This is a genomic window from Mariniflexile sp., from assembly GCF_041583155.1.
In the GTDB taxonomy this organism is placed as follows: Bacteria; Bacteroidota; Bacteroidia; order Flavobacteriales; family Flavobacteriaceae; genus Mariniflexile.
The window spans coordinates 50,542-75,545 of the sequence record NZ_JBFHGK010000015.1 but is presented as its reverse complement, the minus strand read 5'-3'; the positions used below and the strand labels follow the sequence as shown (position 1 = coordinate 75,545).

Genomic DNA, 25,004 nt, shown 5'->3' with positions numbered 1-25,004 from the left:
ATTTTAGTAATCTATTTAACAAATCTACTATGCCAACTTTCGCTAGCTGGGACCTCCCAATTTTCATTAAATTCAGCAATGCTTGTCACTAAATTATTAAAAACGATGGTGTTTTTGGAAACCGCTTTATCTTTTGCCATTTGTTTAAAATCCGAAAGTGTTTTATAAGCTATAAAATCTCCCTGTTTATATGAAACGTTCATTTTATCCATCAAATCCACATTGTATTCACTTTCTAATTCTTGAATAAATCGAACAGAAGCATCTATAGAGCACCCAGATGCTTTATTAAGGTTTTGATTTAAACCAAGCACAATGAATCGTTTATATTTAATTAGGTATCCCGCCTGAAGCTCGCTGCCATGTGACGTCCAATTTTCAACAAAAACATCTAATTTAGATTGTATAGCTGCAATTTCTTCTTCAGAAAAAGAACGATTTGCTTGAAATATCCAAACACGTGATTCTTCGGGTAATGTATTAAAATCTACTAACATTTTTTATAAATTTTTCGAAAGCAAAAGTACAGATTTACATCCAATTTTTATCTCCTACTTCGGTCTTAAACAATAAATAATTTACAATTGGCTGCGCCATTGCTACTTTTATATGAGGAATTGTAATATGATTTGCTGCTGTATAAACAACCACAGATGCTAAATGACGTTTTTTCTGAAAAATAGTTTGCTTGAATTCAACAGATTGAATGGATTTTAGTTCTAAATAATCTGTAATCGTATCTATAATATTACCACTACCACTAATAAAATAGTTTTCATCGATGCTAAAATAATTCTTTTTATAACTTTGATTTATATGCCAAATGAGCAAAGTTAACAATGGTATATTAAGTAGTATCAAATATGAAGAAACAAAGTACAATGGGATATTTAACAATAACAGTGGAATTGCATACTGAATAGCTAAAACTCTCATAAAATATTTTTCAGGTTTATGAATTTGTGAATTTTCAGAAAAACCCTTATAGAATTTATCGATTAAATTATGAGCTTGCAAATCATCGAGAGCAATTATAGACATATATTCTTTTTGCTTTTTACTTTCCATAATTTGTGAAAACTGCAAACTATACAAGCTAAAATATTTTTTTAACCGGTTGGTACGCAGCCTGATATTTTGTATTTTATTTTTTTGAACATGAAGAGAAACCTTATTTAATAATCCTTTCGATATTTCTAAACCAGCCTTTGTATTAACAACTTTAAGGTTAAAATTTAAAATGAAAATTTTTAATAAAGAATACAAAAAACCCAAAAAAAGCAGTAAAACAAACAAGAATATATTGAATAGAATGGATTCAAATAACCCTGATGCACTTAAATTGAAAGAGCCTAAATGCGTGAATTTTATAAAATCTCTCAATGTATCGTAAATCCCTGAAAGTAAAGCTAAAACTAGCACTACACTCGTTAAATGATTTTCTGAAACGCCTTCTAAAATGAGCTGCTTTAATGATATTTTGAAATACAAATTGTCATTTTCTGTTGCTTCATCAACCTCATATTTATCGTTAATTAATAAGACCTCTTTTAAAACAAGCGCCATAGGTTTCGAAATTGCCTTAATTTCAATTTCCGTAGTATCATCACCAGCCGTTTCAATATTTAATGCCACTACATTTAAAATTTGCTGAACAAAGTTTTGTTTAATATGTATGTTTTGAATTTTGGACTTTTGAATACTTATTACTTCCTTTCTAAAAATTCCTTTATTGAGTATAAAATGGTTATTGTCTATATGGAATTTAAAAGTATAGTACTTTAAAAGGGCTGTAATAACTACAGAAATAAAAACAAATATTAAAACAATAATTATGGTAGCCTGATATTCTAGAAAAAAATGATCATTTTTAAAAATCCCAATTGCCACTACCAAAAATAAAGGCAAAATATTTTTAATTACTTTATATAAATTCTCAACAAAAATTACAGCAATACCCTTCGCAGATTGTAATGAAGGTTTTTCAAATTTATACGCTTCCATTTAAAAGCGTTGTTAAATAAACATTGATTGCTTCGGCGTCATTTTGAGATAATCCTCCTATAGATAAATCACTCCCCGAATCGCCGGCAGTATAAATTTTTAAAGTAGATAAATTAAATTTTCTTTCTAAAAGGGATCTTGAAATTTCTACATGCTGTACCCGGTTAAATGGTAGAATTGTAGTTGTAACTTGTAAATAGCCCTTTGAAAAAACAATGTCTTTTTCTCTTAATGCATACTTCCTGTTTTTAAAGCCTAATTTTAAAATACCGAGATGTATTAATAAGGCAAAACTTAATAAAGAAATAACTAAAGTGATTGAAAAATTTAATCCAGAATCTTCAATTAAAAAATTTGTTATAATTAAAACACTAATTAACGTAAGATAACTTATACCGTAATTGAATAACAAAATATAAAAATAAGACCTCTTTACAGAAACAAAATCAATGCTTTCTACTTTAGGAAGGGAATCAATATCTATTTGAATATTTGTAAACATTACTTAAAAACAGATTACTGATAAATAAACTGACGAATTAATTTATAAATCCTGAGCATTTGCAATTAACTCTGCAATATCCATAATAGCAACCTCAGACTCCTTTTCTTTGGCTTTAACACCATCTGTCATCATGGTATTACAAAAAGGACAACCTGCTGCAACAATATCTGGTTTAATTTCTAACGCTTGTTCAGTACGCTCTACATTTACATCTTTATTCCCTTTTTCTGGTTCTTTAAACATCTGAGCACCTCCTGCTCCACAACACAACCCCGTTTTCTTGCAGTTTTTCATCTCGATTAACTCAGCTTCTAACTTTTTAATTAAATCACGTGGTGCTTCGTAAACATTATTGGCACGCCCCAAATAACAAGGGTCGTGAAAGGTGATGCGTTTACCTTTAAATTGTCCACCCTCAACGGTTAATCGCCCATCATCTAAAAGTGTTTTTAAAAATTGGGTATGGTGCATAACTTCATAATTACCACCTAATTCAGGGTATTCATTTTTTATGGTATTAAAGCAATGAGGACACGCAGTAACTATTTTTTTTACTTCGTAGGCGTTTAAAACTTCAATATTAGTTACGGCTTGCATTTGAAACAAGAATTCGTTTCCGGCACGTTTTGCAGGGTCGCCTGTACAACTTTCTTCAGTTCCTAATACTGCAAATTCAACCTTAGCTTTATTTAATAATTTTACAAAGGCTTTGGTTATTTTTTTTGCTCTATCATCAAAACTCCCAGCACAACCTACCCAAAATAATACTTCGGGTTGTTTGCCTTGAGCCATAAATTCTGCCATTGTTGGAACTTTGAGTAATTCGCTCATTGTTTTATTTGTTTTGCGTTAGCGATTGTAGTGAAAATCCTTTTGCTTTTTTGCAAAAGATTGTAACGGAAAGCGCGACCCTTTTCGGGTAACGCCCCTATTATGTTTTTAATCGTTTTTCCAGTTTAATCTATCCATTTGGTTATAAGGCCATGGTGCACCGTTGTTTTCTATGTTGCTCATCATGTTATTTAGTTCGGTTGGTGCTGCACTTTGCTCCATCACTAAATAACGACGCATTTCTAATATGATTGAAAGTGGATCAATACTTACGGGGCAAGCTTCTACACAGGCGTTGCATGATGTACATGCCCACAACTCTTCTCTGGTAATATAGTCATCCAGTAGTTGTTTACCATCTTCTTTGAACTCACCATGATTAGTATCGATATTTTTACCTACCTCCTCTAAACGGTCGCGGGTATCCATCATAATTTTTCTAGGTGATAATTTTTTGCCTGTTAAGTTGGCAGGACATTCGCTAGTACAACGTCCACACTCAGTACAGGTGTATGCATTCAGCAATTGTACCCAACTTAAATCTTGCACATCACTTGCTCCAAATTTTGCAGGTATTTCATTTTCTGTTCCTTCAGCAGGTGTAGCAAATGGATCGACGTTGGGATCCATCATCATTTTTACTTCTTTCGTTACGGCCTCCAAATTATTGAACTTCCCTTTAGGTGTTAATTTTCCATAAAATGTATTTGGAAAGGCTAATAATATATGCAGGTGTTTAGAAAAATACAGGTAATTAAGAAATACTAAAATGCCAATAATATGTATCCACCAAGCAGTTCTTTCAATAAAATGAAGTGTAGTTTCTGGCAAACTACTAAAAAATGGGGTAATAAACTGACTTATTATGTTTCCTGAATTAATACTTTGAAAATGGCTATCGGTAGCGTTCATTATTAGAAACAAAGACATTAAAACCATTTCAAAATATAAAATGAAATTACCGTCATTTTTAGGCCAACTTGTCATTTCACTTTTCCAGAAACGCGCTATTTTTAAAATATTTCTACGTATCCAAAATATAGTAACCGCTATTAAAACAAATACAGCTAATACTTCAAATGAACCTATTAGAAACCCATAAATTGAAGTTGGTAATACAGATAAACCTATCCGATGGGTGCCAAAAATACCGTCGATTATAATTTCTAAAACTTCAATATTGATAATTATAAAACCAATATAAACTACCACATGTAAAAGCCCTGAAACAGGACGACGCACCATTTTGCTTTGCCCCAAGGCAATCATGGCCATGTTTTTCCAACGTTGTGGTTTATTATCCGAAATATTTATATCCCGACCTAACTTAATATTACGAATGAGCTTCTTTACATTTTTGATAAAAAAACCAATACCAATACAAAGTATAATGGTAAAAAGTATATTTGGTAAATACGGCATGCGATATTAGTTAGTTGTTGGTTCGGTATAAGGAATTTCCTTTTTTGATAAAATTCTGAAATAACGTTTTGGGTGCAGTTTTATATCTAAAAGTAAAGCTTCCATTTCTTTCGTGGCTCCTTCTAAATTATTATATAAAGAATCGTCCTTCAATAGTTTACCAAGAGTTCCATCACCTTTTTCGATAGTGGCTAAAACGCTATTTAGTTTTTCTATTGTACTATTTAAGGTCTCTACTGTTGCACCTACATTTGCATTTTTTAGATCGGTAGTAAGTACTGCAATATCTGAACTTATAGTTTTAAATTTTTCTAGGATGGCCGTAATATTTTTATCGTTGTTAGATATAACTGAATTAACAGAATTCGACGTCGTTTTAAACGATTTTAGAGTGTAATTTAACTCTTCAATGGTGCGCTTTAAACCTGCTTCGGAATTATCATTAACCAATCTATTCACACTAAGCATCAATGAATCTGTTGATTTTAATGCCGAATCTAAATTATCGGTTACACCAGAAAAGTTTTTTGAAAGGTTGGTTATTAAGCCAAACTCCACCTCTGATTCTAGTAAATCACCTGGTTTTGCCTGCTCTCCTTCATGACTTATAAGAATGGCCAAGGCGTTGCCTCCCATAAAACCAGTTTCGTACATTTTGATTTTACTGCTTTTAGAGAATTTTAATTTCTCACTTACTGTAAAAGCAACTCTTGTTTTTCCTGTTTCATAATTATAAGAGATGTCTTCAATCTTTCCAACGTTGTTCCCATTTACAGTAACTGCCGATGATTTATCTAAAGCATTATAATCAAATTCGGTATAAAAAACATCGGTAGGCTCAAATAAGTTTCTCCCTTTCAAATAATTAAATCCAAATATAAAAAGGGCTATACCCGCTAATACCAATATGCCTGTTTTAACTTCTCTTGTTATTTTCAATGTAAATAGAATAAATGTTAGAAATACAAATTTAAAATAAATTTAAAAAGAACCTCTTTTAATTAGCAGTTGTTTTTAAAGCATCTGTTAAGCTGATTTTTTTACCATCTTTAAAGGCTACAATAAAACAAGATTTGTATCCTTTTTTTACAGCTTCCTCTTCCAACAGTTTAATGGTTTCGTAATTAGAAGTATTACCATAGAAATACTTAAACAAACCTTCTTCCTTTTCTCTGGTTATATTTTGTAACCCTTTAAAATTATTAGGCTTTGTGTCTAGTGCTTTTGAAGTTGCCGCTATTTGAACTTTATAAGCTATGGATGGATTAACTATGGGTTTTGTTTCGGTAGGTTTTGAGGTTGTTGGAACTTCCGCCGTTTTTGTAGCAGGTGCTGTTGTTCCTTTAAAAACAAAATCGCCCACATTACCATCTAAAGTATGTTTATATTCTAAAATAGCATTGGCAATTGCTGTAGAAATTTCATTTTGACCTTTTTCAGAATTTAAATAGGCGCCTTCTTCTCTGTTTGTAACAAAACCAGTTTCAATTAAAACACTTGGCATTGCCGTTTGGTGGATTACCCATAAACTAGCTTGTTTTACGCCTCTACTCTTTCTATTGTATTTTGAAGTAAAATTCTTTTCTATCAAACTTGCCAGCAAGATACTTTGGTCTGTATATTCTTCTTGACTAAACAAAATACTCATGAAGGATTCTGGTGAATTAGGATCGAAACCTTTATAATGTTTCTCATAATCATCCTCCAAATAAATTACTTCGTTTTCTGCTTTAGCAACCTCTAAATTCTGATTTGCATTACCTACTGCCAAAACATAGGTTTCAGTACCTGAAGCTTCTGTGTGATGTGCATTACAATGTATAGACACAAATAAATCGGCGTTCGCATTATTTGCTATTTTTGGACGATCTTTAAGTTCTATAAATACATCGGTAGTTCTTGTATAAACCACTTTTATGTTCGGATTCTTTTCAAGGATAGCTCCAACCTGAAGCGTTACTTTTAAAGCGATATCTTTTTCTTTGTAGCCGTATTTTGAGTGTTTGCCGGGGTCTTTTCCACCGTGACCTGCATCTAAAACCACTATAAATTTGTCTACAGCCGTCTTCTCATCCGTGCTACGAAACGATAAAAAAGTTAATACTATTATAAATAATACGAAAAGGGATACTTTATACGTTTTCATGGGGTAATTCTTTTTGTTTTTAAATAGGTTCACATTTAACATTAACTATAATTATCCTAATGAATAATTAAGTTTCTTTTACATTTTAACCATCAAAAAACTTGGTTTATTACTCGAAAAAGTTATGTCCAAGTTTAATTTAAAATTTAATTGAATAATAAATTTAATCACAGAAAAATATATGTAATTTTGGCTTTTCAAAAATCGAGCCATACTTTTACAAAAATACATTTAAAAGCGTTGCACACAAACAACTTTAAAATACTTTTTGCAATTAGTTTTACAATGTTTATTAACATGGTAAGCTTTGCACAAGACCTCCCTAAGGGAGGAGTCCCCATAGACCGAAGTGTTAAAGATAGTATCAATATTTCTATTGACACTATGGCTGTTACAACACCTAATGTAAAAGCTAAAGACAGCATTGTAAACGATTCTATCGTTCCTAAAAAGGAATTATTAGAACACATTGTTAAATACCATGCTAATGATTACACGAAATTTAATCAAAAAGAAAACAAGCTATATTTACATAACGAAGCTACAATTGATTATGGTGATATGAATATTGCGGCGGGCAGCATCACCATAGATTATAAGAAAAACACTGTTTATGCAAGAGGCATTAAGGATTCTTTAGGTGGGTATACGCAAAAACCCGTATTTACTCAGGGCGCTAATGTTGTAGAACCCGATTCTATAATTTTTAACACAAAATCTAAAAAAGCACTTATTTTCAATTCTAAAACAGAACAAGGAGAAGGTAAAATAATTGCTTCTATTACAAAAAAAGAAAATGATTCTGTTTACTTTTTAAAAAATGCAAGATATACTACGGCAGAGAATGAAGAAGATCCAGAATATTATATCCGTTTACTTAAAGCTAAAATTGTACCAGGCAAAAAAATAATAACGGGTGCTGCTGGTTTATATATATATGATATTCCAACTCCGGTTTGGTTACCCTTTAGTTTCTTTCCTCAGTCTGAAAAACAAACATCAGGGGTTATTATTCCTAGTTTTGGTGAAGATAATGACCGTGGTTACTTTTTACAAAACGGTGGGTATTACTTAGCTATTAGCGACTATGTAGATTTAGCCATAATGGGTGATTATTATACCAATGGTAGTTATGGTTTTCGTTTAGAAAACGCTTACAAAAGACGCTATAAATATTCTGGAAGTATGACTTTTAGATATGAAAGCCAAATAAACAGTGAACGTGGATTCTCCGATTATTCAAAATCAACAATATACAATTTAAGATGGTCGCATAGTCAAGATTCAAAATCAAACCCAAATTCACGATTTTCTGCTTCGGTAAACTTAGGGAGTAGTTCCTATTATCAAAACTCTTTAAATCAGGTTAATTTTAGTAATAGATTTAATAATACGTTATCATCATCTATTTCCTACTCTAAAACGTTTCAGGGAGAACCTGAGGCAAGTGTTAGCCTAACAGCCACTCACTCACAAAACACACAAACGCAACAAATTAACATGACGCTTCCCACCTTTCAGGGAACTTTGAGTAGAATTTATCCGTTTGCCCCCAAAACGGGATCTAAAAACGGCATTATTCAAAACATCAATTTACAGTATAGTTTGAGAGGCGAAAACAGCATTCAAACCACCGATTCTTTATTCTTTAAAAAGGAAATGTTTGATGATGCTGAAACAGGTTTTCAACATACTATACCTTTAACTACTAATTTCAAATTATTTAAATATTTTAGTTTAAGTGCAAGTAGTAGTTTTAATGAAGTTTGGACCTTTAACACCATTAATAAAACATACGATGCTGTAACCAAAACAACAACAACGGAAGATTTAACTGGTTTTGATGCCTTTAGAACCTATAATTTTAGTACTAGTATAGGTACTACAATTTATGGAATGTTCAATTTTGAAAAAGATGGAAAAGACTCTAAGTTAAAGGCTATAAGACACGTAGTGCGGCCTTCCATAAGTTATAATATAAACCCCGCTTTTGATAAATATTACGAAAGTGCCGAGGTAGTAAATGCCGATGGTTTAACCGCTGCAGAAGTGGAGCTTTTACAATCCAGCTCTGCCTTGCAATACACCCGTTTTGAAGGTGGACAGTTTGGGTCTCCTGGCAAAACGTTTTCTAGTTCTATGAGTTTCTCTGTATCTAATAATTTAGAAGCCAAAGTACGGGATAAGGATAGTACAGCTACCGAATCTAAAAAAATAATTCTATTAAACAACCTTAACTTTTCTACATCTTATAATTTTGCAGGCGACTCACTGCAGTGGAGCCCGGTTCGTGTAAGTGGTGGTACCCAAATTTTTAATAATAAAATGAGTATTAATTTTGGTGCAACCTTGGACCCATATGCACTAAACAACAATAACACACGAATTAATAAATTTAATATTGAAAATGGTGGGAGCCTTTTCAGGTTAACAAGTGCAAATCTTACAACCAGCTGGTCTATTTCCAGTAAGGAAGGTGGTAAAAAGAATGATAACAGCCAATCTCGAAAGGAAAATTTACAAGGTGGCGGGCGTGATGATGATTTATTTGGTGTATCTCAAGACTTTTCTAACCAACAATTTGATGATACAAAAAAAGACCAGGAAGAAAAACCTAGTGAATACTATAATTTCAAAATTCCATGGAGTTTACAACTGGCCTATGCCGTAAATTACTCCAATAGCTCCAGACAAAATGAAATTTCTTCTCACTCTTTAATGTTTTCCGGAGATATTCAGTTAACACAAAAATGGTCCATTGGAGCATCATCTGGGTACGATTTAAAAAATGCAGGATTTACATCAACCCAATTGCGATTTGAACGTGATTTGGATAGTTGGCGAATGAATTTTAGTTGGGTACCTTTTGGAACATATTCTTCTTGGAATTTCTTTATCGGAATTAAATCTAGTATGTTACAAGATTTAAAATACGAAAAACGAAACCAAGGTGATAGAGAGCTTTAAAAAACAAAAAAATTAAATATAATTAACATGAAAAAAGTTATTAATACACCTAAAGCACCAGCTCCAATTGGACCTTATAATCAGGCTATTTTAACTGGAAACACTCTTTATACTTCAGGCCAAATAGCAATCAACCCGGTAACAGGAGAACTTGTTTTAACAGATATTAAAAATGAAACAAAACAAGTAATGCAAAATTTACAGGCAGTTTTAGAGGCGGCTGAAATGACTTTTGCTAATGTAATTAAATCATCAATTTTCATAAGTGATATGGATGATTTTGCTCAGATTAATGAGATTTATGGCAGTTATTTTGATGAAGCCAATGCTCCAGCGCGTGAAACTGTTCAAGTAGCACGTTTACCAAAAAATGTAAATGTTGAAATTAGTATGATTGCAGTAAAATAATTTTTATCATATTATTTTAGGCTTAAAAAACTTAGTTGGAATAAGTAATTAATAATTCTTTTAGCTTTGTAACCTCAATAGGTTTTGCTAAAAAATCATCAATACCAGCTAATTTTGCATTCACTATATCCACATCAAAAGCACTAGCAGATACCGCAATAATTGGAGTTTTTAATTCTGAATATTTTGCGGTTTCTTTTATCGCTTTTGTAGCTTGATATCCATCCATGTCTGGCATGTAAATATCCATAAAAATCATATCGAAGTCTAAAATTTTATATAACTCCACAGCTTCTAAACCATTTTTAGCGAAAGTACAATCAGCTCCTTGCTGTTCCAACAAAAATTTAATCACTTTTTGGTTCATTCGGTTATCCTCCGCTACCAGAACACTGAATTTTTCAGATAAAATAGGTTTTTCATTTTCAACCTCTGTTTCCACATTAAGTGTTTTTTTGAATTGAAGTGTAAAATAAAAAGTAGAACCTTCGTTTTCTTTGCTTTCCAATTTTAATTCGCCACCCATTAATTTCACTAGTTTATGAGAAATAGATAAGCCTAAACCTCCGCCTCTATAATCTTTCAAAATTCTTGAGTTATATAATTTGGGATCGTAAAACACTTTCTTAATTTCATCGGCTCTCAAGCCAATACCAGTATCTTTAATGTAAAAAGAAACAATTTGCTCATCATCGATACTAACGGTTTGATCAACTATTATTGAAATTTTGCCTGTATTTGTAAACTTTATGGCATTGTTAATCAAATTAATCATAATCTGCTGAATACGCATGGAATCACCCAAAAGAAAGTATTTTCGCTTATCATCAACCAAAAACTTGTATTCAAATTGCAATCCCTTCTCCCAAGCCTGATATTCAAAAATTTTAAAAAGTTTTGATAAATCTGAATTTAAATCTATGGCCAGTAAATTGAGTTCTATATCGTCTTCCCTTTCCAAATCGGCGTTACTTGTAACCATATCAACCAATTGAAGTAAATGTCTAGAAGAATATTCGGCAATTTCTACCTGTGCTTTTTGATCTGCATCTAAATTGGTTTGCTTCAGAATATTCAACATACCTAAAATGGTACTTAAAGGTGTACGGATTTCATAACTCATATTCTCCAAATAAATGGATTTATGGTCGGCAAGCTTATTAACTTCGTCTAGACTCGTTCTTAACTCCTTAATTCTTAAATTTAAATTCGAAATTTTAAGCTCGTTTTTTAATTGATTTCTAAAAAAATATTGCAAAATAAAAATCTGTGCAATTGAGATGCCCAATAAAAACAGTATTATAACACCATTATTCATTTTCTCTTCAAGAAAAAAATAGGCCAATAGCAATACAAGCACAATAAATATCAAAATGATTATAGATAATAATCGTTTCGTTTTTATAGATTTAACAAACTGTAATGGAAATCTCATATAATAAGTACTCGTTTTAACAAACTTATCCATAATAATATTAATTAACAAAAGTATTATTGCTATTTAAAGTCAATACTTAAATTTGTTTTAATTAAATTTATCACTTCATAAAATTCACTTTCAAAAGACAATAATAAACTAGTACATGCGCATAGAATATGATATAAAACTTGGATTTAAGGATGTGATGATTCGTCCAAAACGCTCTACATTGAAAAGTAGATCGGAAGTAAGTTTAGAACGTGAATTTAAATTTTTACACAGTCCAATTTCTTGGTCGGGAATTCCAATAATTGCAGCAAATATGGATACCGTAGGCACCTTTGAAATGGCCAGGGCTTTATCAAAACAAAAACTATTTACGGCAATACACAAGCATTATTCTCTGGATGATTGGAGTGTTTTTTCATCCAATTTACCTGAAGGTATTGAAAATTTTATAGCCGTAAGTACAGGTATTAGCAAAAAAGACTCCGAGCATTTAGCAACCGTGTTTAAGCAAAACCCCTACCTTAAATTTATTTGTATTGACGTAGCTAACGGCTATTCTGAACATTTTGCTAATTTTGTAAAACAAACTAGAATGCGTTATCCAGACAAAGTTATTATTGCAGGAAACGTAGTTACAGGTGAAATGGTTGAAGAATTATTACTTTCTGGTGCTGATATAGTAAAGGTAGGAATTGGTCCAGGATCGGTATGTACCACACGTATAAAAACCGGGGTTGGTTATCCACAACTTTCTGCAATAATTGAATGTGCAGATGCGGCGCACGGTTTAGGAGGACAAATAATTAGTGATGGTGGATGTACCATACCTGGTGATATAGCAAAAGCCTTTGGTGCAGGAGCCGATTTTGTAATGCTAGGTGGTATGCTTGCCGGACATACTGAAAGTGGTGGTGAAATTATTGAAAAAGATGGAAAACCATATCGTAAATTTTATGGTATGAGTTCATCAACCGCAATGGAAAAACACGTTGGTGGCGTGGCCGATTATCGAGCAAGCGAAGGAAAAACCGTAGAAGTTCCCTATAGAGGTGATGTTGAAAACACTTTGCAAGATATTTTAGGTGGTTTAAGAAGTACTTGCACCTATGTTGGCGCACAACGTTTAAAAGAACTAACAAAACGAACAACGTTTATTAGAGTAAACGAGCAAGAAAACAGAGTTTATACAAATTAATTTATAATTTAAGCAAAATTAAAGTCACACGTATTTTTACATTATGAAGCAAATAATAACATTTGGAGAAGTTTTGATGCGATTATCGCCAGAAGGAAACAAAAAATTTATACAAGCCAATTTATTAGAGTTCTATTTTGGTGGTACCGAAGTTAATGTTGGAATTTCAATAGCCAATTTTGGTGAAAAAGTTAAACATATTAGTTGCGTTTCCAACGATTTTGTTGGAGATACGGCGATTTCATATATTCAAAAATTTGGTGTGAGTACTTCTGCTATAGTACGCTCAAACAGACCCTTGGGTGTTTATTTTTTAGAAGTTGGTGCTGTAATGCGACCAAGTGCAATATCTTATAACCGTTCACATTCTTCGTTTTCCGACATTAAACCAGAAATGGTAAAATGGGAAAGTATTTTAAGAAAAGGGAAATGGGTACATTGGACAGGAATTACTCCTGCACTTAGTAAAGGTGCCTATGACACCCTTAAAGCAGGTTTAAAAATTGCTAAAAAACTAGGCATTCCTGTAAGTTCAGATCCTACTTACCGTAAAGGGTTGTGGCAATATGGCGAAAATGCAAAAGATGTATTAATGGATTTACTTTCTTACTCTACCATTTTTATTGGAGGTATCGATGAAATTAATGAAGTTTTGGGCACAAAATACAGTTATTCAAATGATGATTTTATTGAAGCAAGTAAGCATTTAATGAACGATTTTCCTTCTATTGAAAAGGTTTTCGATAAAATACGTACCCCTATAAATGCGTCTTGGCACAAGATAAGAGCTAGAATGTGGAACGGGAAAGAATTTAGAGAAACGAGCGATTTCGATATAACACATATTATTGATAGAATTGGTACTGGAGATGCTTTTGCTGCTGGATTAATTTATGGTTTACAAAAGTTTGACGACTACAAATCCATGGAATTTGCAAGTGCTGCCTGTGCTTTAAAACACACTTACGAAGGAGATGTTAACTATGCCAATGTTGCAGAAGTTACAGGAATTCTTGATGGGAATGTTTCTGGTAGATTTAACCGATAATTTATTTTAGAGACACAAAATATACTTAAACACCTGTTAAAAAAATTGATTTTTTTAACAGGTGTTTAAGTAATAACCGCTTTGATGTATAAATATTTATTTTTTATCAGAAAAAAAAAGTCCTTAAAATTATAAAAATGCTAATTTAAATTTAAAAAAATAAGCATTATATATTCTTTTACTTTTTTATGCAGTTCCTTTACATTTCAGATAAAAATCACTTAAATTGTAATCTCAATAATTGGATTATTTATGGCTTTAAAAATAGTAATTTCACACAAAACGCTTTACAAATACGACAGGTCCGTGTCGTTATCTCCTCACATTTTCAGATTGCGTCCTGCACCACATAGCAGAACACCAATTGAAGCTTACTCAATAAAAATAAAACCTGAAAATCAGTTTTTCAATTGGCAACAAGACCCCTTCGGAAACTATTTAGCACGTTTAATTTTTCCTGAAAAAACAAAAGAGTTGTCTATTGAAGTTGAAATTATTGCCGACTTAAAAACCATCAACCCATTCGATTTCTTTGTTGAAGAGTATGCTGAAGAATATCCTTTTGAATACAATGAAACGGTAAAAAAAGAACTTCTACCCTATCTCGAAATTACAGATAAAGGGAAATTGTTGCAAGACTTTTTAAAAACGATAGATAAAACACCTCGAAAAACCATTTATTTTTTAATTGATATCAATAGAAAAATATATGAATTACTAAAATATAATATACGTTTAGACCCTGGAGTTCAAACATGTGAAGAAACTCTTAAGTTAAAAAGTGGTTCCTGTAGAGATTACGCTTGGTTATTTGTGCAAACATTACGCCATTTAGGTTTTGGCGCACGCTTTGTTTCTGGTTACTTGGTTCAACTAAAATCTGATGAAAAATCATTAGATGGTCCTTCTGGCCCTGAAGAAGATTTTACTGATTTACATGCCTGGGCTGAAGTATATATTCCTGGCGCTGGTTGGATTGGTTTTGATGCTACCTCAGGCTTATTAGCTGGCGAAGGGCATATTCCTTTAGCTTGTACTCCTTCTTTTGAAAGTGCTGCCCCAGTAAGTGGAATGAGTGATGTGTGTGAAACTGAGTTCTTTTTTGAAAACTCGGTAACTCGTATTTTTGAGTCTCCTCGTGTTACCAAACCATATACAGATGAGCAATGGGATGCAATAAACACATTAGGTTATAAAGTTGAAAAAGACTTAAAAAAGGGGGACGTAAGACTTACCATGGGTGGAGAACCCACTTTTATTTCCATTGATGATATGGAAGGTGAAGAATGGAATACCGAAGCAGATGGAGATCACAAGCGAAAACTTGCCCGAAATTTGGCTGCTAAATTATATGATGAATTTAGTGAAAATGGTATCGTGCATCAAGCACAAGGAAAATGGTATCCTGGTGAACCGTTACCAAGATGGAATATAGAATTATGCTGGAGAAAAGATGGTAAATCTATGTGGAGACATAGAAACAAAGATTTGTTTTCAATGTTTTCTACTGATAATAGCGAATTACCAAAAGATGCTGATAAGTTGTTTTTAGAAACCCTAACAACGTTTTTAGGAATCACAGATCAAACCATAAAACCTACCTACGAAGATAGCTTCTATTTTCTTTGGGAAGAAAGTAAAATGCCCATTGATATAGACCCAACTGAAGAGGATGGTAATATGTTGGTTAAAGATAAATTGAAAGAAATTTTAAAGTCAGGCACCTCAAAACCTGTTGGTTATGTGCTTCCATTAAACAATTATAAAAATAAATGGTTTACTTCAAATTGGACATTCAGACGTAATCACATCTTTTTATTACCAGGTAATTCCCCCATTGGTTTAAGGTTACCATTAGATTCTCTTTTAAGAAATCCAAAACAAAAAGAGTTTCCGGTTATAGAACAGGATCAATTTTCTAAACAAGAAGATTTACCTCAATATTTCTATTCTGTTTTAGTAAGACGTGAGAAATTCCTAAAAAACAAATTAGATCCGTATGAGGATGAGTTTTTCATAAGAACCGCATTATGCGCTGAAATTAGAAACGGAAAACTTCATTTGTTTTTACCTCCTACACATTCAGCAGAAGTGTTTTTAAATCTGATAGCATCTATCGAAGCTACTGCAGCAAAATTAAATATACCAGTTATCTTAGAAGGTTACAGTGCTCCTAAAGACAACCGTTTGGAGTCATTGAAAATAACCCCAGATCCAGGTGTTATCGAAATTAACGTACACCCTTCTAAAAACTGGGCTGAACTAACCAACACCACTTTTAAACTGTATGAGCATGCCAAACAATCCCGTTTAGGTACTGTAAAATACATGATTGATGGTAAACATACCGGCACTGGTGGTGGTAACCACGTTACTCTTGGAGGACTTACTCCTGCGGATAGTCCATTATTAAGAAAACCTAGTTTGCTACGAAGTCTTTTAACATTTTGGCAGCACCACCCTGGTTTATCCTATTTATTTTCAGGGGCTTTCGTTGGGCCAACTAGTCAGGCACCACGTGTAGATGAAGGTCGATTAGAAAATTTATATGAATTAGAAATCGCATTTAGTAACATCCCTAAAGACGGCGAGGTTCCTTTTTGGTTAACAGATAGATTATTCCGTCATTTATTAACAGATTTAACTGGAAATACGCACCGTGCAGAATTTTGCATCGATAAAATGTATTCACCAGATTCATCTTCAGGTCGTTTAGGAATATTAGAACTTCGTGCCTTTGATATGCCTCCGCATCCTCAAATGAGTTTGATGCAAAATTTATTGGTTAGAACATTAGTAGCTTGGTTCTGGAAAACACCATACGAACATAAATTAATTCGTTGGGGTACAGAATTGCACGATAAATTTTTAATTGAACACTTTGTAAAAGAAGATATAAGTAGCATTGTCATGCAATTAAATCAAGCGGGCTATGAGTTTAGTGAAGATTGGTTCGATCCATTTTTTGAGTTCAGATTCCCTTTATTAGGTTTGAAAACAATAGGAGATATTCACTTAGAATTGCGAGCTGCTATTGAACCTTGGCACGTATTAGGAGAAGAAATGACTGGCGGTGGTACATCTCGCTATGTAGATTCTTCAACCGAACGTGTACAAATTAAAGTTTCTAATTTTATTAATGAAAGATATATTATAACTTGCAACGGTGTAAAAGTGCCTTTGAAAAAAACAAAAATAAATGGTGTGTATGTTTCAGGTATTCGATATAAAGCTTGGAATCCGTATTCTTCACTTCACCCAACCATTGGTGTTGATACTCCTTTGGTGTTTGATGTAGTTGATACTTGGAACAAACATTCTATTGGAGGGTTCACTTATTTTGTTTCGCATCCTGGTGGACGTTCATATGAAACCTATCCGGTAAATAGTTATGAAGCTGAATCTAGACGTATTAATCGTTTTTGGGATATTGGACACACACAAGGTGAATTGGAAAAAGTAAAAGAAAACTTCATTGATGAGAAGGAATTCGAAGACTTTAAAAACAAATTAAACTCGAACAAATTTAAATATAAAGAATTAGAAATAAATTCTGAATTTCCGAATACCCTCGATTTAAGAAAAAAATAAAGATTGATGCTGATTGATAAAAATGCCCTGTTTAAGAATTATTTTTCTGAATTTCGTAACAACGACGAAGTCCTAAAATCAAATATGGCTGTAAATCCTGATTGGGAAAAATTATTAAATAATTTAACCCAGATGGGTACGGAAACCTTAATCTCAAAACAAAATGAGATTGATTGGTTAATGGATGAAAATGGGGTAACCTACAATGTTTATAACGACCCGAAAGGCATGCATCGTGCTTGGGAACTAAATATTGTTCCCTTTATTATTCATCAAAAGGAATGGGTAACAATTGAAAAAGGTATTAAGCAACGCTCGGAATTATTAAATTTAGTTTTAAAAGATATTTATGGCGAGCGTAAACTTATAAAAAATGGCATTATACCACCGGAAGTCATTTATGCACACCGTGGATTTTTAAGACAATGCGACCAAATTCAATACAAAACAGCAAAGAATTTATTAATACATTCGGCAGATTTAGCTCGTGGTCCAGACGGCCAGCTTTGGGTGGTTAATGATAGGGCTCAGGCTCCTTCCGGAATGGGTTATGCCCTAGAAAATCGATTTTCAATAGGTAGGATATTGCCTGATATTTTTAAGGACATTAATGTTAAACAACCTTCAAATTTCTTTTTCGATTTTAACCAAATGCTGGTTGAAGCGGCTCCTCAAAACAAAGAAAATCCTAACATCGTAATTCTTACTCCGGGACCACTAAACGAAACCTATTTTGAACATGCTTATATGTCATCTTTCTTAGGCTACCCGTTGGTTACTGGTAACGACTTGGTTGTGAGAAGCGGTAAAATTTGGATGAAATCCCTTAAAGAACTAAAACAGGTTGATGTTATTTACAGACGGGTTGACGACGTATTTATGGACCCCTTAGAACTGCGTGAAGACTCCTATTTGGGTGTAGCAGGTTTGTTAGATGTTGTTCGTGAGCAAAACGTTACCATAGTAAACCCAATTGGTAGCGGTGTTATAGAAAACTCAGGTTTAATACCTTTTATGAATGCTATTTGTAAATACTTTTTTAATGAAGAGTTAATTTTACCGCAAATTGCATCTTGGTGGTGTGGACAAGAAAAAGAACGTAATTACGTTCTAAACAATTTACCTAATTTAGTAGTAAAACGTATTGATAGATCAAATAGAGAAAATATCTTTTTCTGTGAATTTTTGAAACCTGATCAACTTGAAAAGTTAAAAAATGAAATTTTATCTAATCCGTTTGTTTTTGTTGCACAAGACCGTATAACGTTTTCAACAGCCCCCGATTTTGTTAATGGTAAATTAGAGCCAAGAAAAGTGCTATGTCGCATTTTCTCAGTAGCTAAAAAAAATAGCTATGAGGTAATGCCGGGTGGCTTAGTGCGTGTGGCAGCAGAGCGCGAAAACTTATTTGTTTCTAACCAGCGTGGAGGTGTAAGTAAAGATTTTTGGGTGGTTAGTGATGAACCCCAAACCAGTATTCAAAATTATGCATGGGATAATACCACAAAAAATTCAATTTCCGGAATCAACGACTTACCAAGTAATACTGCTGAAAACTTATATTGGTCTGGTAGGTATTTGGGTAGAGCTTTAGTTACGGCTCGTTTTTTAAGGACGGTTCTTAATAAAATGAGTACCGAACAGTATAATCAAAAAAAGCCGCAATCCGAAAGTTTACTACTTTTGTTGCAATCTGTAACTAATATTACTTCTACCTTTCCAGGATTTGTTGGAAAAGAAGCCGAAATTGCTTTAAATAATCCTCTTCAGGAAATTGTATCTTTAATGTTAGATAAGGATAGATCGGGTGGTTTTGCTCAAACATTATCTAGTTTTAATAATTCATATTACACACTCCGAAATTTATGGTCCAAAGATATGTGGCGTGTATTTGATGGTATTCAAAAAATATGGAAACGTTTTGAAGAAGATGATGATAAAACCTCCATTCCAGCACTTACTAAAGTATTAGATCGGATTATAACAAGACTCATCGCTTTTATGGGGCTTATTGAAGAAAGTATATTGGTAGAGCAAGGATTACTATTGTATTTTATAGGTTTACAAACCGAACAAGCCATGATGAACATTGCAAAATGCCGTTCACTTCTGGTTGTAAATTACAAACAACAGCCTCAATATGAAATATTAGAATCCTTATTAACCAGCCATGAAAGTTTAAATATTTACCGTTACAGTTATCGTTCATATTTAAGTATTGAAAATGTTATTCACCTGATACTATTAGATACGGAATATCCAAAATCGTTAACTTATCAACTTCGTCGCATACAAAAAGATATTGATAGACTACCGCATTCCGAAATTAATGGTAAGGCTACACTTTGTCAAAAATTCATTTCAGTAGCTAATACCAAAATTAGAAGTTTAAATATTGAATCGCTTTTGGAATTAGATAATGATGATATTTTAAGACAAAATTTAGATGATGAACTCGCTGAATTGAGTGATTTACTACATGAAACTTCATTAGCTATTTCCGATACCTATTTTAACCATTCGTATCAACAAAAACAGTTGGTGAATCAAAATTTCCCGTTATAATTATGGATTTTAAAGTATCACATACAACACATTATTATTACGAAAGTGGGGTAACCTTTTGCCATAATATTGCTACCTTAAAGCCTAAAAACATGGTAGGGCAAACTTTATTGGAGTATGACTTAGAAATTAGCCCAGAACCTGCAGAAATTACCGAACGATTGGATTTTTTTGGAAACACTATAACCAGATTTTCTATTCAAAAACACCATACCGAATTAATTGTAACAGCAAAAAGTAAAATAGCTCGAGATTATACATTGCAACCAGATATTGAAAATTCAGAAACTGGAAAAGCGATAACTTTAAAAGAGGCTCTAGCTATTTTAAAAACAAATACCGCAGAAACAATTGAAGTGAAGCAATACATTTTGGAATCTATATTCATTGCTAAAATTTCAGATGAAATTAAAAATTATGCGGAAAAATCTTTTAAACCAAATCGGTCTATTTTTGAAGCATCGTATGAGTTGATGCAACGAATTTATACTGAGTTTGATTTCGATTCAGAATTTAGTACCATTGCAACACCAATCCAAGAAGTTATAAAAGAGAAAAAAGGTGTTTGCCAAGATTTTGCGCAAATAGCTATTGCCTGTGTACGTTCTATGGGACTACCTGCACGGTACGTAAGCGGATATATTGAAACTTTACCGCCTCCAGGAAAAGAAAAACTTATTGGTACTGATGCATCCCATGCATGGTTTTCGGTTTATATCCCTACGTTTGGTTGGGTGGATTTTGACCCCACAAACAATCAAATTCCGAAAAACCAACATATAACAGTATCTTGGGGTCGCGACTATTATGATGTACCTCCTCTGAAAGGTGTTATTTATAGTGCAGGAAAAAATAAAATGAGCGTAGCAGTTGATATTAGGCCTGCAGTTTAACATGCTTCTAATTTTAGTCTTTTTTTAAGATAATACGTAACAATTGTACTTTCTAAAATTATTAATTTCGCTATATTCTAAAATAGTAAATCAATAAAATTCATTCAAAAATAGTATATGAAAACTTTACAAAATAAAAAAGCACTTATAACCGGTGGCAGCAGAGGTTTAGGAAAGGCAACAGCTATAGCATTTGCAAAAGAAGGTATTGATGTGGCTATAACTGGGAGAAATGAGGCCAACTTAAAAGAAACAGTTGCTGAATTGGAAGCATTTGGTATTACTGCCACTTACGCCGCATTTGATGTAGCGAATTATAACGAGGTTAAAACAGGTATTAACAATATCATACAATCATTTAACACCATTGATATTTTAGTAAACAATGCTGGAATTGCCGCTTTTGGAACTTTAAACGATATGGACGTAAACTTGTGGAGTAATATAATTCAAACCAACCTTATGGGAATGTATTATGTAACTAAAGAGGTGTTACCGTATATGATTAAGCAAAATGAGGGGGATATTATAAATGTATCATCTACAGCAGGTTTAAGTGGTAATGCAACAACATCGGCTTATTCTGCATCTAAATTTGCAGTAATAGGTATGTCGGAATCATTAATGAAAGAAGTTCGTAAAAACAACATTCGCGTGTGCACTTTAACGCCTAGTACCATTGCCTCAGATATGTCTATTGAACTAGGTATTGCAACAAAAGATTCAGAGGATAGTGTTTTACAACCAGAAGATTTCGCAGAATTAATTGTAGCCGGATTGAAATTACCACGAAGAGCAATGCTTAAAGGAGCTTCTTTATGGTCAACAAACCCATAAAGTTAATTCTTTTCAAAAAAAAAAATTAAAAACAGCTAGTTAAATTAATCTTAGGATAGTTTCTGGCTGTTTTTTTGTATTCTATAACAAAGGAATTTTATAACAGATAATACGTTTTTATTGTTTTTTAAAGTTTAGTCATTTACTCCGTTAATATCTTTATTTTGGATTTTACATCTTTAATAGTACTCATATTATTTTCAATGTTCTTCATTGCGATTTCGATAAAACCTAAATGCGTATCACAATAAAAGTTGTGACCAGGTTCATTCTTTTTTTCTTCTAAATGTAATTCCGATTTTTCTAGATAATCTTTATAAATCCAAAATGGACCATTACTCTGTATAAATTCAATTGATTTATAAACATCAACTAAATCTGCTAATTTTTTATTGAATATTAAGTGAAGTTCATTTTTCGGAACACTTTGATAAATATCTAATTGTAAAGTATGAAACACACTTGAAGTAAATTGGTAGGCTTCTCTTTGTTTGAATAATTCTTGTAATTCAAGATGCTTTTCGGATAGCAAATCAAGAGTTTTATTTTGGTTATTCAAGTCATTAACAATCATTTGTTTTTTTCTCGACAAATCAATTTTTTGCTTTATCCAACTAACTAGTAAAATTAAAGTTTGTCCAATCAATGCACCAATCAATGCAATCAAAAGTGTTTTCTGAAAAGAAAAAGGTTCTTGGCTTAACAATATTCCCATTGAATAGTTTTAAATTATTTATAACCTATAATAAGCTAACCCTTATTAATCATACCATACAAAATGGTTTGGAAATCACGACTTTCGGTTCTCCATTAACCTATAAATATAAATTAATTATGTAAATAAATTCATGAATTAAATTAAAAAAAATATTACTAAATAATTTCTTGTTTTCCGGTAGAACCAGATAAATTAGGAATTAATTTATAAATAAAACTTGGGTTTAAACCAGCTTCTTTTCTGTGAGACACATACAAAATAGCAGTATCCGTTTCATTAGCTATTTTATTAATAAGTTCGGAGAATAATTGAGCGTCAAAATCGTCGAGTCCATTAGTAGGTTCATCCAAAATAAGTAATGGTGGATGTTTAACCATGGCTCTTGCAATTAATACTAACCGCTGATGACCTTTTGATAATTCTAAAAAGTTTTGTTTTCGAATATCATACATTTTTAAAACATGTAACCATTGCTCGGTGATTTTAATTTGCTCCTTAGTAGGTTCCTTATAAAGTCCGACAGAATCAAAAAAACCAGAAACAATCATATTCCCAATAGCATCTAATCGTTTAAACCCACGTAACATCTCTGATGAAAAATAACCAATTTTCTTTTTAAGATCCCAAACACTTTCACCACTCCCCTTTTTCACCCCAAAAAGGGTAATATCTTGTCCATAAGCTTTGGGGTTATCTCCATAAATCATACTTAATATGGTACTTTTCCCAGAACCATTTGCTCCAATTAGTTGCCAAAATTCACCTCGTTTAATTTCCCAAGAAATATTGTTTAAAATAGGACGATCGTTATACTTTACAGATACATTATTGAACTTTACTAAAGGGTTTATGTTTTCTGAAAAGGAACGATATGGTTGTGGTAAAGCCTCCACAAAACTTGATGAGCGCTTTTCGTGGTTTAATTCTTCTATATTATATACCACAAGTGTTTCCCCTTCTAGTTTATATGTGTTCTTTATAAATGGTAAAATTTCTTCTTTTCTATTGGTAATTTGAATAATGAGGGTTTCATAACTTAATTCAGTGAAGGTTTGTTCGATAATACCTTGTTTTTCAATATCTAAATTTCCGAAAATATTGTCTGCTATAATACAATCAGGATTTTGGGAAATAATATGATTCAATAATGCCTTTTTACGTTCGCCTTCCGACGAATTCAACAAACTATTTTTTGTATCGGTTACCACATTATATTGACCATGCAAAATTTCCTCTTCAATAAATTTGTTTAAAGTGATTTCTGAAAAAAGCGCATGTTTTAACAGACTTAATTCTTCAAAAATAAGACCTAAACAAATGTCATTAATAAGCTTAGGTTTATCATCAGTATTGGAAATATAAATGGCTCTATGTGTTTTCAAGTCTATTTTAATTAGGTAACCTAAACTAATTAATTATTTTTTAAATTGGTTATATATTAAAAAAGACCTCACTGATTAAAAAAATCGGCGAGGTCTTTTCTATTACATAAAAACTTTAGCTTATAAAGTTAATGTATGTAAAGGCTATTGTAAGCTTTTAGTATGAAATGCTACCAACCCTTCAATAGGTCTGCGTTCAAAATTACCTACGGTAAAGCCCATTTCTTCTGCTACTTCTCTAATTTGGTCTTGCGCAAAGTATGCTACCGATCCTGCAAAATGTACGGGAACTGTTTTAAGTTCTTCTTTATATTGCATGATATAATTAGAAACAAAAATGCGGATTCCCTTTTTTATTAGGTTTATTATGTATTCTGAATCTTTGTTTAAAAACATAAACTCTGCAAAATTTGCTAAATAAGCATTAGGATTCGGTTGTTTGTAAATGTTATACTTTACATAATCGGCTTCCATATTGTATTTACTACCAAAAGCTATTTTAATGTTTTCTGGCATTAAATTGAAATAATAATCTCTTATTAATTCTTTTCCATAATAATTTCCAGAAGCATCATCCATTAAAATATATCCTAAGGATTGTACTTTTTGGTGTAATTTGGTACCATCAAAATAACTACAGTTAGAACCTGTTCCCAAAATACATACCACTGCGGCTTCTGTATCGTGACTAATAGTTCCATAAACAGCAGCCAAAGTATCTTCTTCTACTTTAACAACGGCATTTGGAAAAAATTCCACCAAAGCAGTATTCACAATTTCTTTACCACGGTCTGTGCCACAGCCAGCTCCATAAAAAAACACGTGAGTTACTTCCTTACGGTGGGCTTTTAATTCTGGGTTCTTTTTAATTAGTTTTTTTAGTTTATCTCCTTTTAAAATTTCAGGATTCAGTCCTTTTGTACGTAACTTCTCTAAAAGTTGTTTGCCTGTATTATCTACTGCAATCCAATCACTTTTTGTAGAGCCACTATCAACAATTAAAATCATGTGCTTTTAAATAAAAAAACTCCACAGACTTTGTACTAATACAATAAATCTGTGG

Annotated in this window: 19 protein-coding genes; 8 read left to right on the top strand and 11 right to left on the bottom strand. The window is 32.4% G+C overall.

Annotated elements, in window-relative coordinates; genetic code table 11:
* Nucleotides 1–11 precede the first annotated feature (11 nt).
* The 7 genes from ABYI63_RS07760 to ABYI63_RS07730 all read right to left on the bottom strand — a co-directional run bounded on the left by ABYI63_RS07760 (nt 12) and on the right by ABYI63_RS07730 (nt 6,908).
* Entirely contained in the window at nt 12–497 is a 486-nt protein-coding gene (locus ABYI63_RS07760) for an ABC transporter ATPase (RefSeq protein WP_372755170.1), read from the bottom strand.
* Nucleotides 498–531: 34 nt separating this feature from the next.
* Nucleotides 532–2,004 (bottom strand): PH domain-containing protein, encoded by a 1,473-nt coding sequence (locus ABYI63_RS07755; RefSeq protein ID WP_372755168.1) that lies wholly within the window; start codon nt 2,002–2,004, stop codon nt 532–534.
* Nucleotides 1,991–2,506 carry a PH domain-containing protein gene (locus ABYI63_RS07750; protein ID WP_372755166.1) on the bottom strand — a complete coding sequence of 172 codons (516 nt, stop codon included), beginning with the start codon at nt 2,504–2,506 and terminating at the stop codon, nt 1,991–1,993. The genes ABYI63_RS07755 and ABYI63_RS07750 overlap by 14 nt, the downstream gene beginning before the upstream one ends.
* A 42-nt stretch (nt 2,507–2,548) precedes the next feature.
* Nucleotides 2,549–3,340 (bottom strand): (Fe-S)-binding protein, encoded by a 792-nt coding sequence (locus tag ABYI63_RS07745; RefSeq protein WP_372755164.1) that lies wholly within the window; start codon nt 3,338–3,340, stop codon nt 2,549–2,551.
* A 108-nt stretch (nt 3,341–3,448) separates the two neighbouring features.
* On the bottom strand, nt 3,449–4,762 hold the full coding sequence (locus tag ABYI63_RS07740) for a 4Fe-4S dicluster domain-containing protein (protein ID WP_372755162.1): 1,314 nt from the start codon (nt 4,760–4,762) through the stop codon (nt 3,449–3,451).
* A gap of 6 nt (nt 4,763–4,768) precedes the next feature.
* Nucleotides 4,769–5,701 carry an MlaD family protein gene (locus ABYI63_RS07735; protein ID WP_372755160.1) on the bottom strand — a complete coding sequence of 311 codons (933 nt, stop codon included), beginning with the start codon at nt 5,699–5,701 and terminating at the stop codon, nt 4,769–4,771.
* Between the two features lie 58 nt (nt 5,702–5,759).
* Nucleotides 5,760–6,908 carry an N-acetylmuramoyl-L-alanine amidase gene (locus tag ABYI63_RS07730; RefSeq protein WP_372755158.1) on the bottom strand — a complete coding sequence of 383 codons (1,149 nt, stop codon included), beginning with the start codon at nt 6,906–6,908 and terminating at the stop codon, nt 5,760–5,762.
* Between the two features lie 297 nt (nt 6,909–7,205).
* Here ABYI63_RS07730 and ABYI63_RS07725 point away from each other — a divergent pair, with 297 nt between their 5' ends.
* Both ABYI63_RS07725 and ABYI63_RS07720 read left to right on the top strand, forming a co-directional pair.
* Nucleotides 7,206–9,875 carry a putative LPS assembly protein LptD gene (locus ABYI63_RS07725; protein ID WP_372755156.1) on the top strand — a complete coding sequence of 890 codons (2,670 nt, stop codon included), beginning with the start codon at nt 7,206–7,208 and terminating at the stop codon, nt 9,873–9,875.
* A gap of 27 nt (nt 9,876–9,902) precedes the next feature.
* On the top strand, nt 9,903–10,283 hold the full coding sequence (locus ABYI63_RS07720; RefSeq protein ID WP_372755154.1) for a RidA family protein: 381 nt from the start codon (nt 9,903–9,905) through the stop codon (nt 10,281–10,283).
* A 31-nt stretch (nt 10,284–10,314) separates the two neighbouring features.
* Here ABYI63_RS07720 and ABYI63_RS07715 read toward each other — a convergent pair whose 3' ends face one another.
* Nucleotides 10,315–11,718, bottom strand: a complete 1,404-nt coding sequence (locus ABYI63_RS07715) for an ATP-binding protein (protein WP_372755152.1) — start codon at nt 11,716–11,718, stop codon at nt 10,315–10,317.
* A gap of 148 nt (nt 11,719–11,866) precedes the next feature.
* Here ABYI63_RS07715 and ABYI63_RS07710 point away from each other — a divergent pair, with 148 nt between their 5' ends.
* The 6 genes from ABYI63_RS07710 to ABYI63_RS07685 all read left to right on the top strand — a co-directional run bounded on the left by ABYI63_RS07710 (nt 11,867) and on the right by ABYI63_RS07685 (nt 21,841).
* Entirely contained in the window at nt 11,867–12,907 is a 1,041-nt protein-coding gene (locus ABYI63_RS07710; RefSeq protein WP_372755150.1) for a GMP reductase, read from the top strand.
* Nucleotides 12,908–12,950: 43 nt separating this feature from the next.
* Nucleotides 12,951–13,955 (top strand): sugar kinase, encoded by a 1,005-nt coding sequence (locus tag ABYI63_RS07705; protein WP_372755148.1) that lies wholly within the window; start codon nt 12,951–12,953, stop codon nt 13,953–13,955.
* 252 nt (nt 13,956–14,207) lie between these two features.
* A complete protein-coding gene (locus ABYI63_RS07700; protein ID WP_372755146.1) occupies nt 14,208–17,546 on the top strand; it encodes a DUF2126 domain-containing protein in 3,339 nt (1,112 codons plus the stop codon).
* Nucleotides 17,547–17,552: 6 nt separating this feature from the next.
* Complete coding sequence (locus ABYI63_RS07695) at nt 17,553–20,111, top strand: circularly permuted type 2 ATP-grasp protein (protein WP_372755144.1); 2,559 nt, start codon at nt 17,553–17,555, stop codon at nt 20,109–20,111.
* Nucleotides 20,112–20,113: 2 nt separating this feature from the next.
* Nucleotides 20,114–21,004, top strand: a complete 891-nt coding sequence (locus ABYI63_RS07690; protein WP_372755142.1) for a transglutaminase N-terminal domain-containing protein — start codon at nt 20,114–20,116, stop codon at nt 21,002–21,004.
* Between the two features lie 117 nt (nt 21,005–21,121).
* Nucleotides 21,122–21,841, top strand: coding sequence for a 3-ketoacyl-ACP reductase (locus ABYI63_RS07685; protein WP_372755140.1), 720 nt, complete (start codon nt 21,122–21,124; stop codon nt 21,839–21,841).
* Between the two features lie 142 nt (nt 21,842–21,983).
* Here the strand turns inward: ABYI63_RS07685 and ABYI63_RS07680 are convergent, their stop codons facing one another.
* The 3 genes from ABYI63_RS07680 to ABYI63_RS07670 all read right to left on the bottom strand — a co-directional run bounded on the left by ABYI63_RS07680 (nt 21,984) and on the right by ABYI63_RS07670 (nt 24,949).
* Nucleotides 21,984–22,556 carry a hypothetical protein gene (locus ABYI63_RS07680; RefSeq protein WP_372755138.1) on the bottom strand — a complete coding sequence of 191 codons (573 nt, stop codon included), beginning with the start codon at nt 22,554–22,556 and terminating at the stop codon, nt 21,984–21,986.
* Nucleotides 22,557–22,714: 158 nt separating this feature from the next.
* Nucleotides 22,715–23,941 carry an ABC transporter ATP-binding protein gene (locus ABYI63_RS07675; protein WP_372755136.1) on the bottom strand — a complete coding sequence of 409 codons (1,227 nt, stop codon included), beginning with the start codon at nt 23,939–23,941 and terminating at the stop codon, nt 22,715–22,717.
* Nucleotides 23,942–24,085: 144 nt separating this feature from the next.
* Nucleotides 24,086–24,949: an N-acetylglucosamine kinase gene (locus ABYI63_RS07670; protein ID WP_372755134.1), complete on the bottom strand. Its 864-nt coding sequence runs from the start codon at nt 24,947–24,949 to the stop codon at nt 24,086–24,088.
* Nucleotides 24,950–25,004 lie beyond the last annotated feature (55 nt).

What these genes read in the sequence shown, in the direction of transcription:
- ABYI63_RS07760 (WP_372755170.1), bottom strand. Translation starts at nt 497, where the DNA reads ATGTTAGTAGATTTTAATACATTACCCGAAGAATCACGTGTTTGGATA.
- ABYI63_RS07755 (WP_372755168.1), bottom strand. Translation starts at nt 2,004, where the DNA reads ATGGAAGCGTATAAATTTGAAAAACCTTCATTACAATCTGCGAAGGGT.
- ABYI63_RS07750 (WP_372755166.1), bottom strand. Translation starts at nt 2,506, where the DNA reads ATGTTTACAAATATTCAAATAGATATTGATTCCCTTCCTAAAGTAGAA.
- ABYI63_RS07745 (WP_372755164.1), bottom strand. Translation starts at nt 3,340, where the DNA reads ATGAGCGAATTACTCAAAGTTCCAACAATGGCAGAATTTATGGCTCAA.
- ABYI63_RS07740 (WP_372755162.1), bottom strand. Translation starts at nt 4,762, where the DNA reads ATGCCGTATTTACCAAATATACTTTTTACCATTATACTTTGTATTGGT.
- ABYI63_RS07730 (WP_372755158.1), bottom strand. Translation starts at nt 6,908, where the DNA reads ATGAAAACGTATAAAGTATCCCTTTTCGTATTATTTATAATAGTATTA.
- ABYI63_RS07725 (WP_372755156.1), top strand. Translation starts at nt 7,206, where the DNA reads ATGGTAAGCTTTGCACAAGACCTCCCTAAGGGAGGAGTCCCCATAGAC.
- ABYI63_RS07720 (WP_372755154.1), top strand. Translation starts at nt 9,903, where the DNA reads ATGAAAAAAGTTATTAATACACCTAAAGCACCAGCTCCAATTGGACCT.
- ABYI63_RS07715 (WP_372755152.1), bottom strand. Translation starts at nt 11,718, where the DNA reads ATGAGATTTCCATTACAGTTTGTTAAATCTATAAAAACGAAACGATTA.
- ABYI63_RS07710 (WP_372755150.1), top strand. Translation starts at nt 11,867, where the DNA reads ATGCGCATAGAATATGATATAAAACTTGGATTTAAGGATGTGATGATT.
- ABYI63_RS07705 (WP_372755148.1), top strand. Translation starts at nt 12,951, where the DNA reads ATGAAGCAAATAATAACATTTGGAGAAGTTTTGATGCGATTATCGCCA.
- ABYI63_RS07700 (WP_372755146.1), top strand. Translation starts at nt 14,208, where the DNA reads ATGGCTTTAAAAATAGTAATTTCACACAAAACGCTTTACAAATACGAC.
- ABYI63_RS07695 (WP_372755144.1), top strand. Translation starts at nt 17,553, where the DNA reads ATGCTGATTGATAAAAATGCCCTGTTTAAGAATTATTTTTCTGAATTT.
- ABYI63_RS07690 (WP_372755142.1), top strand. Translation starts at nt 20,114, where the DNA reads ATGGATTTTAAAGTATCACATACAACACATTATTATTACGAAAGTGGG.
- ABYI63_RS07685 (WP_372755140.1), top strand. Translation starts at nt 21,122, where the DNA reads ATGAAAACTTTACAAAATAAAAAAGCACTTATAACCGGTGGCAGCAGA.
- ABYI63_RS07680 (WP_372755138.1), bottom strand. Translation starts at nt 22,556, where the DNA reads ATGGGAATATTGTTAAGCCAAGAACCTTTTTCTTTTCAGAAAACACTT.
- ABYI63_RS07670 (WP_372755134.1), bottom strand. Translation starts at nt 24,949, where the DNA reads ATGATTTTAATTGTTGATAGTGGCTCTACAAAAAGTGATTGGATTGCA.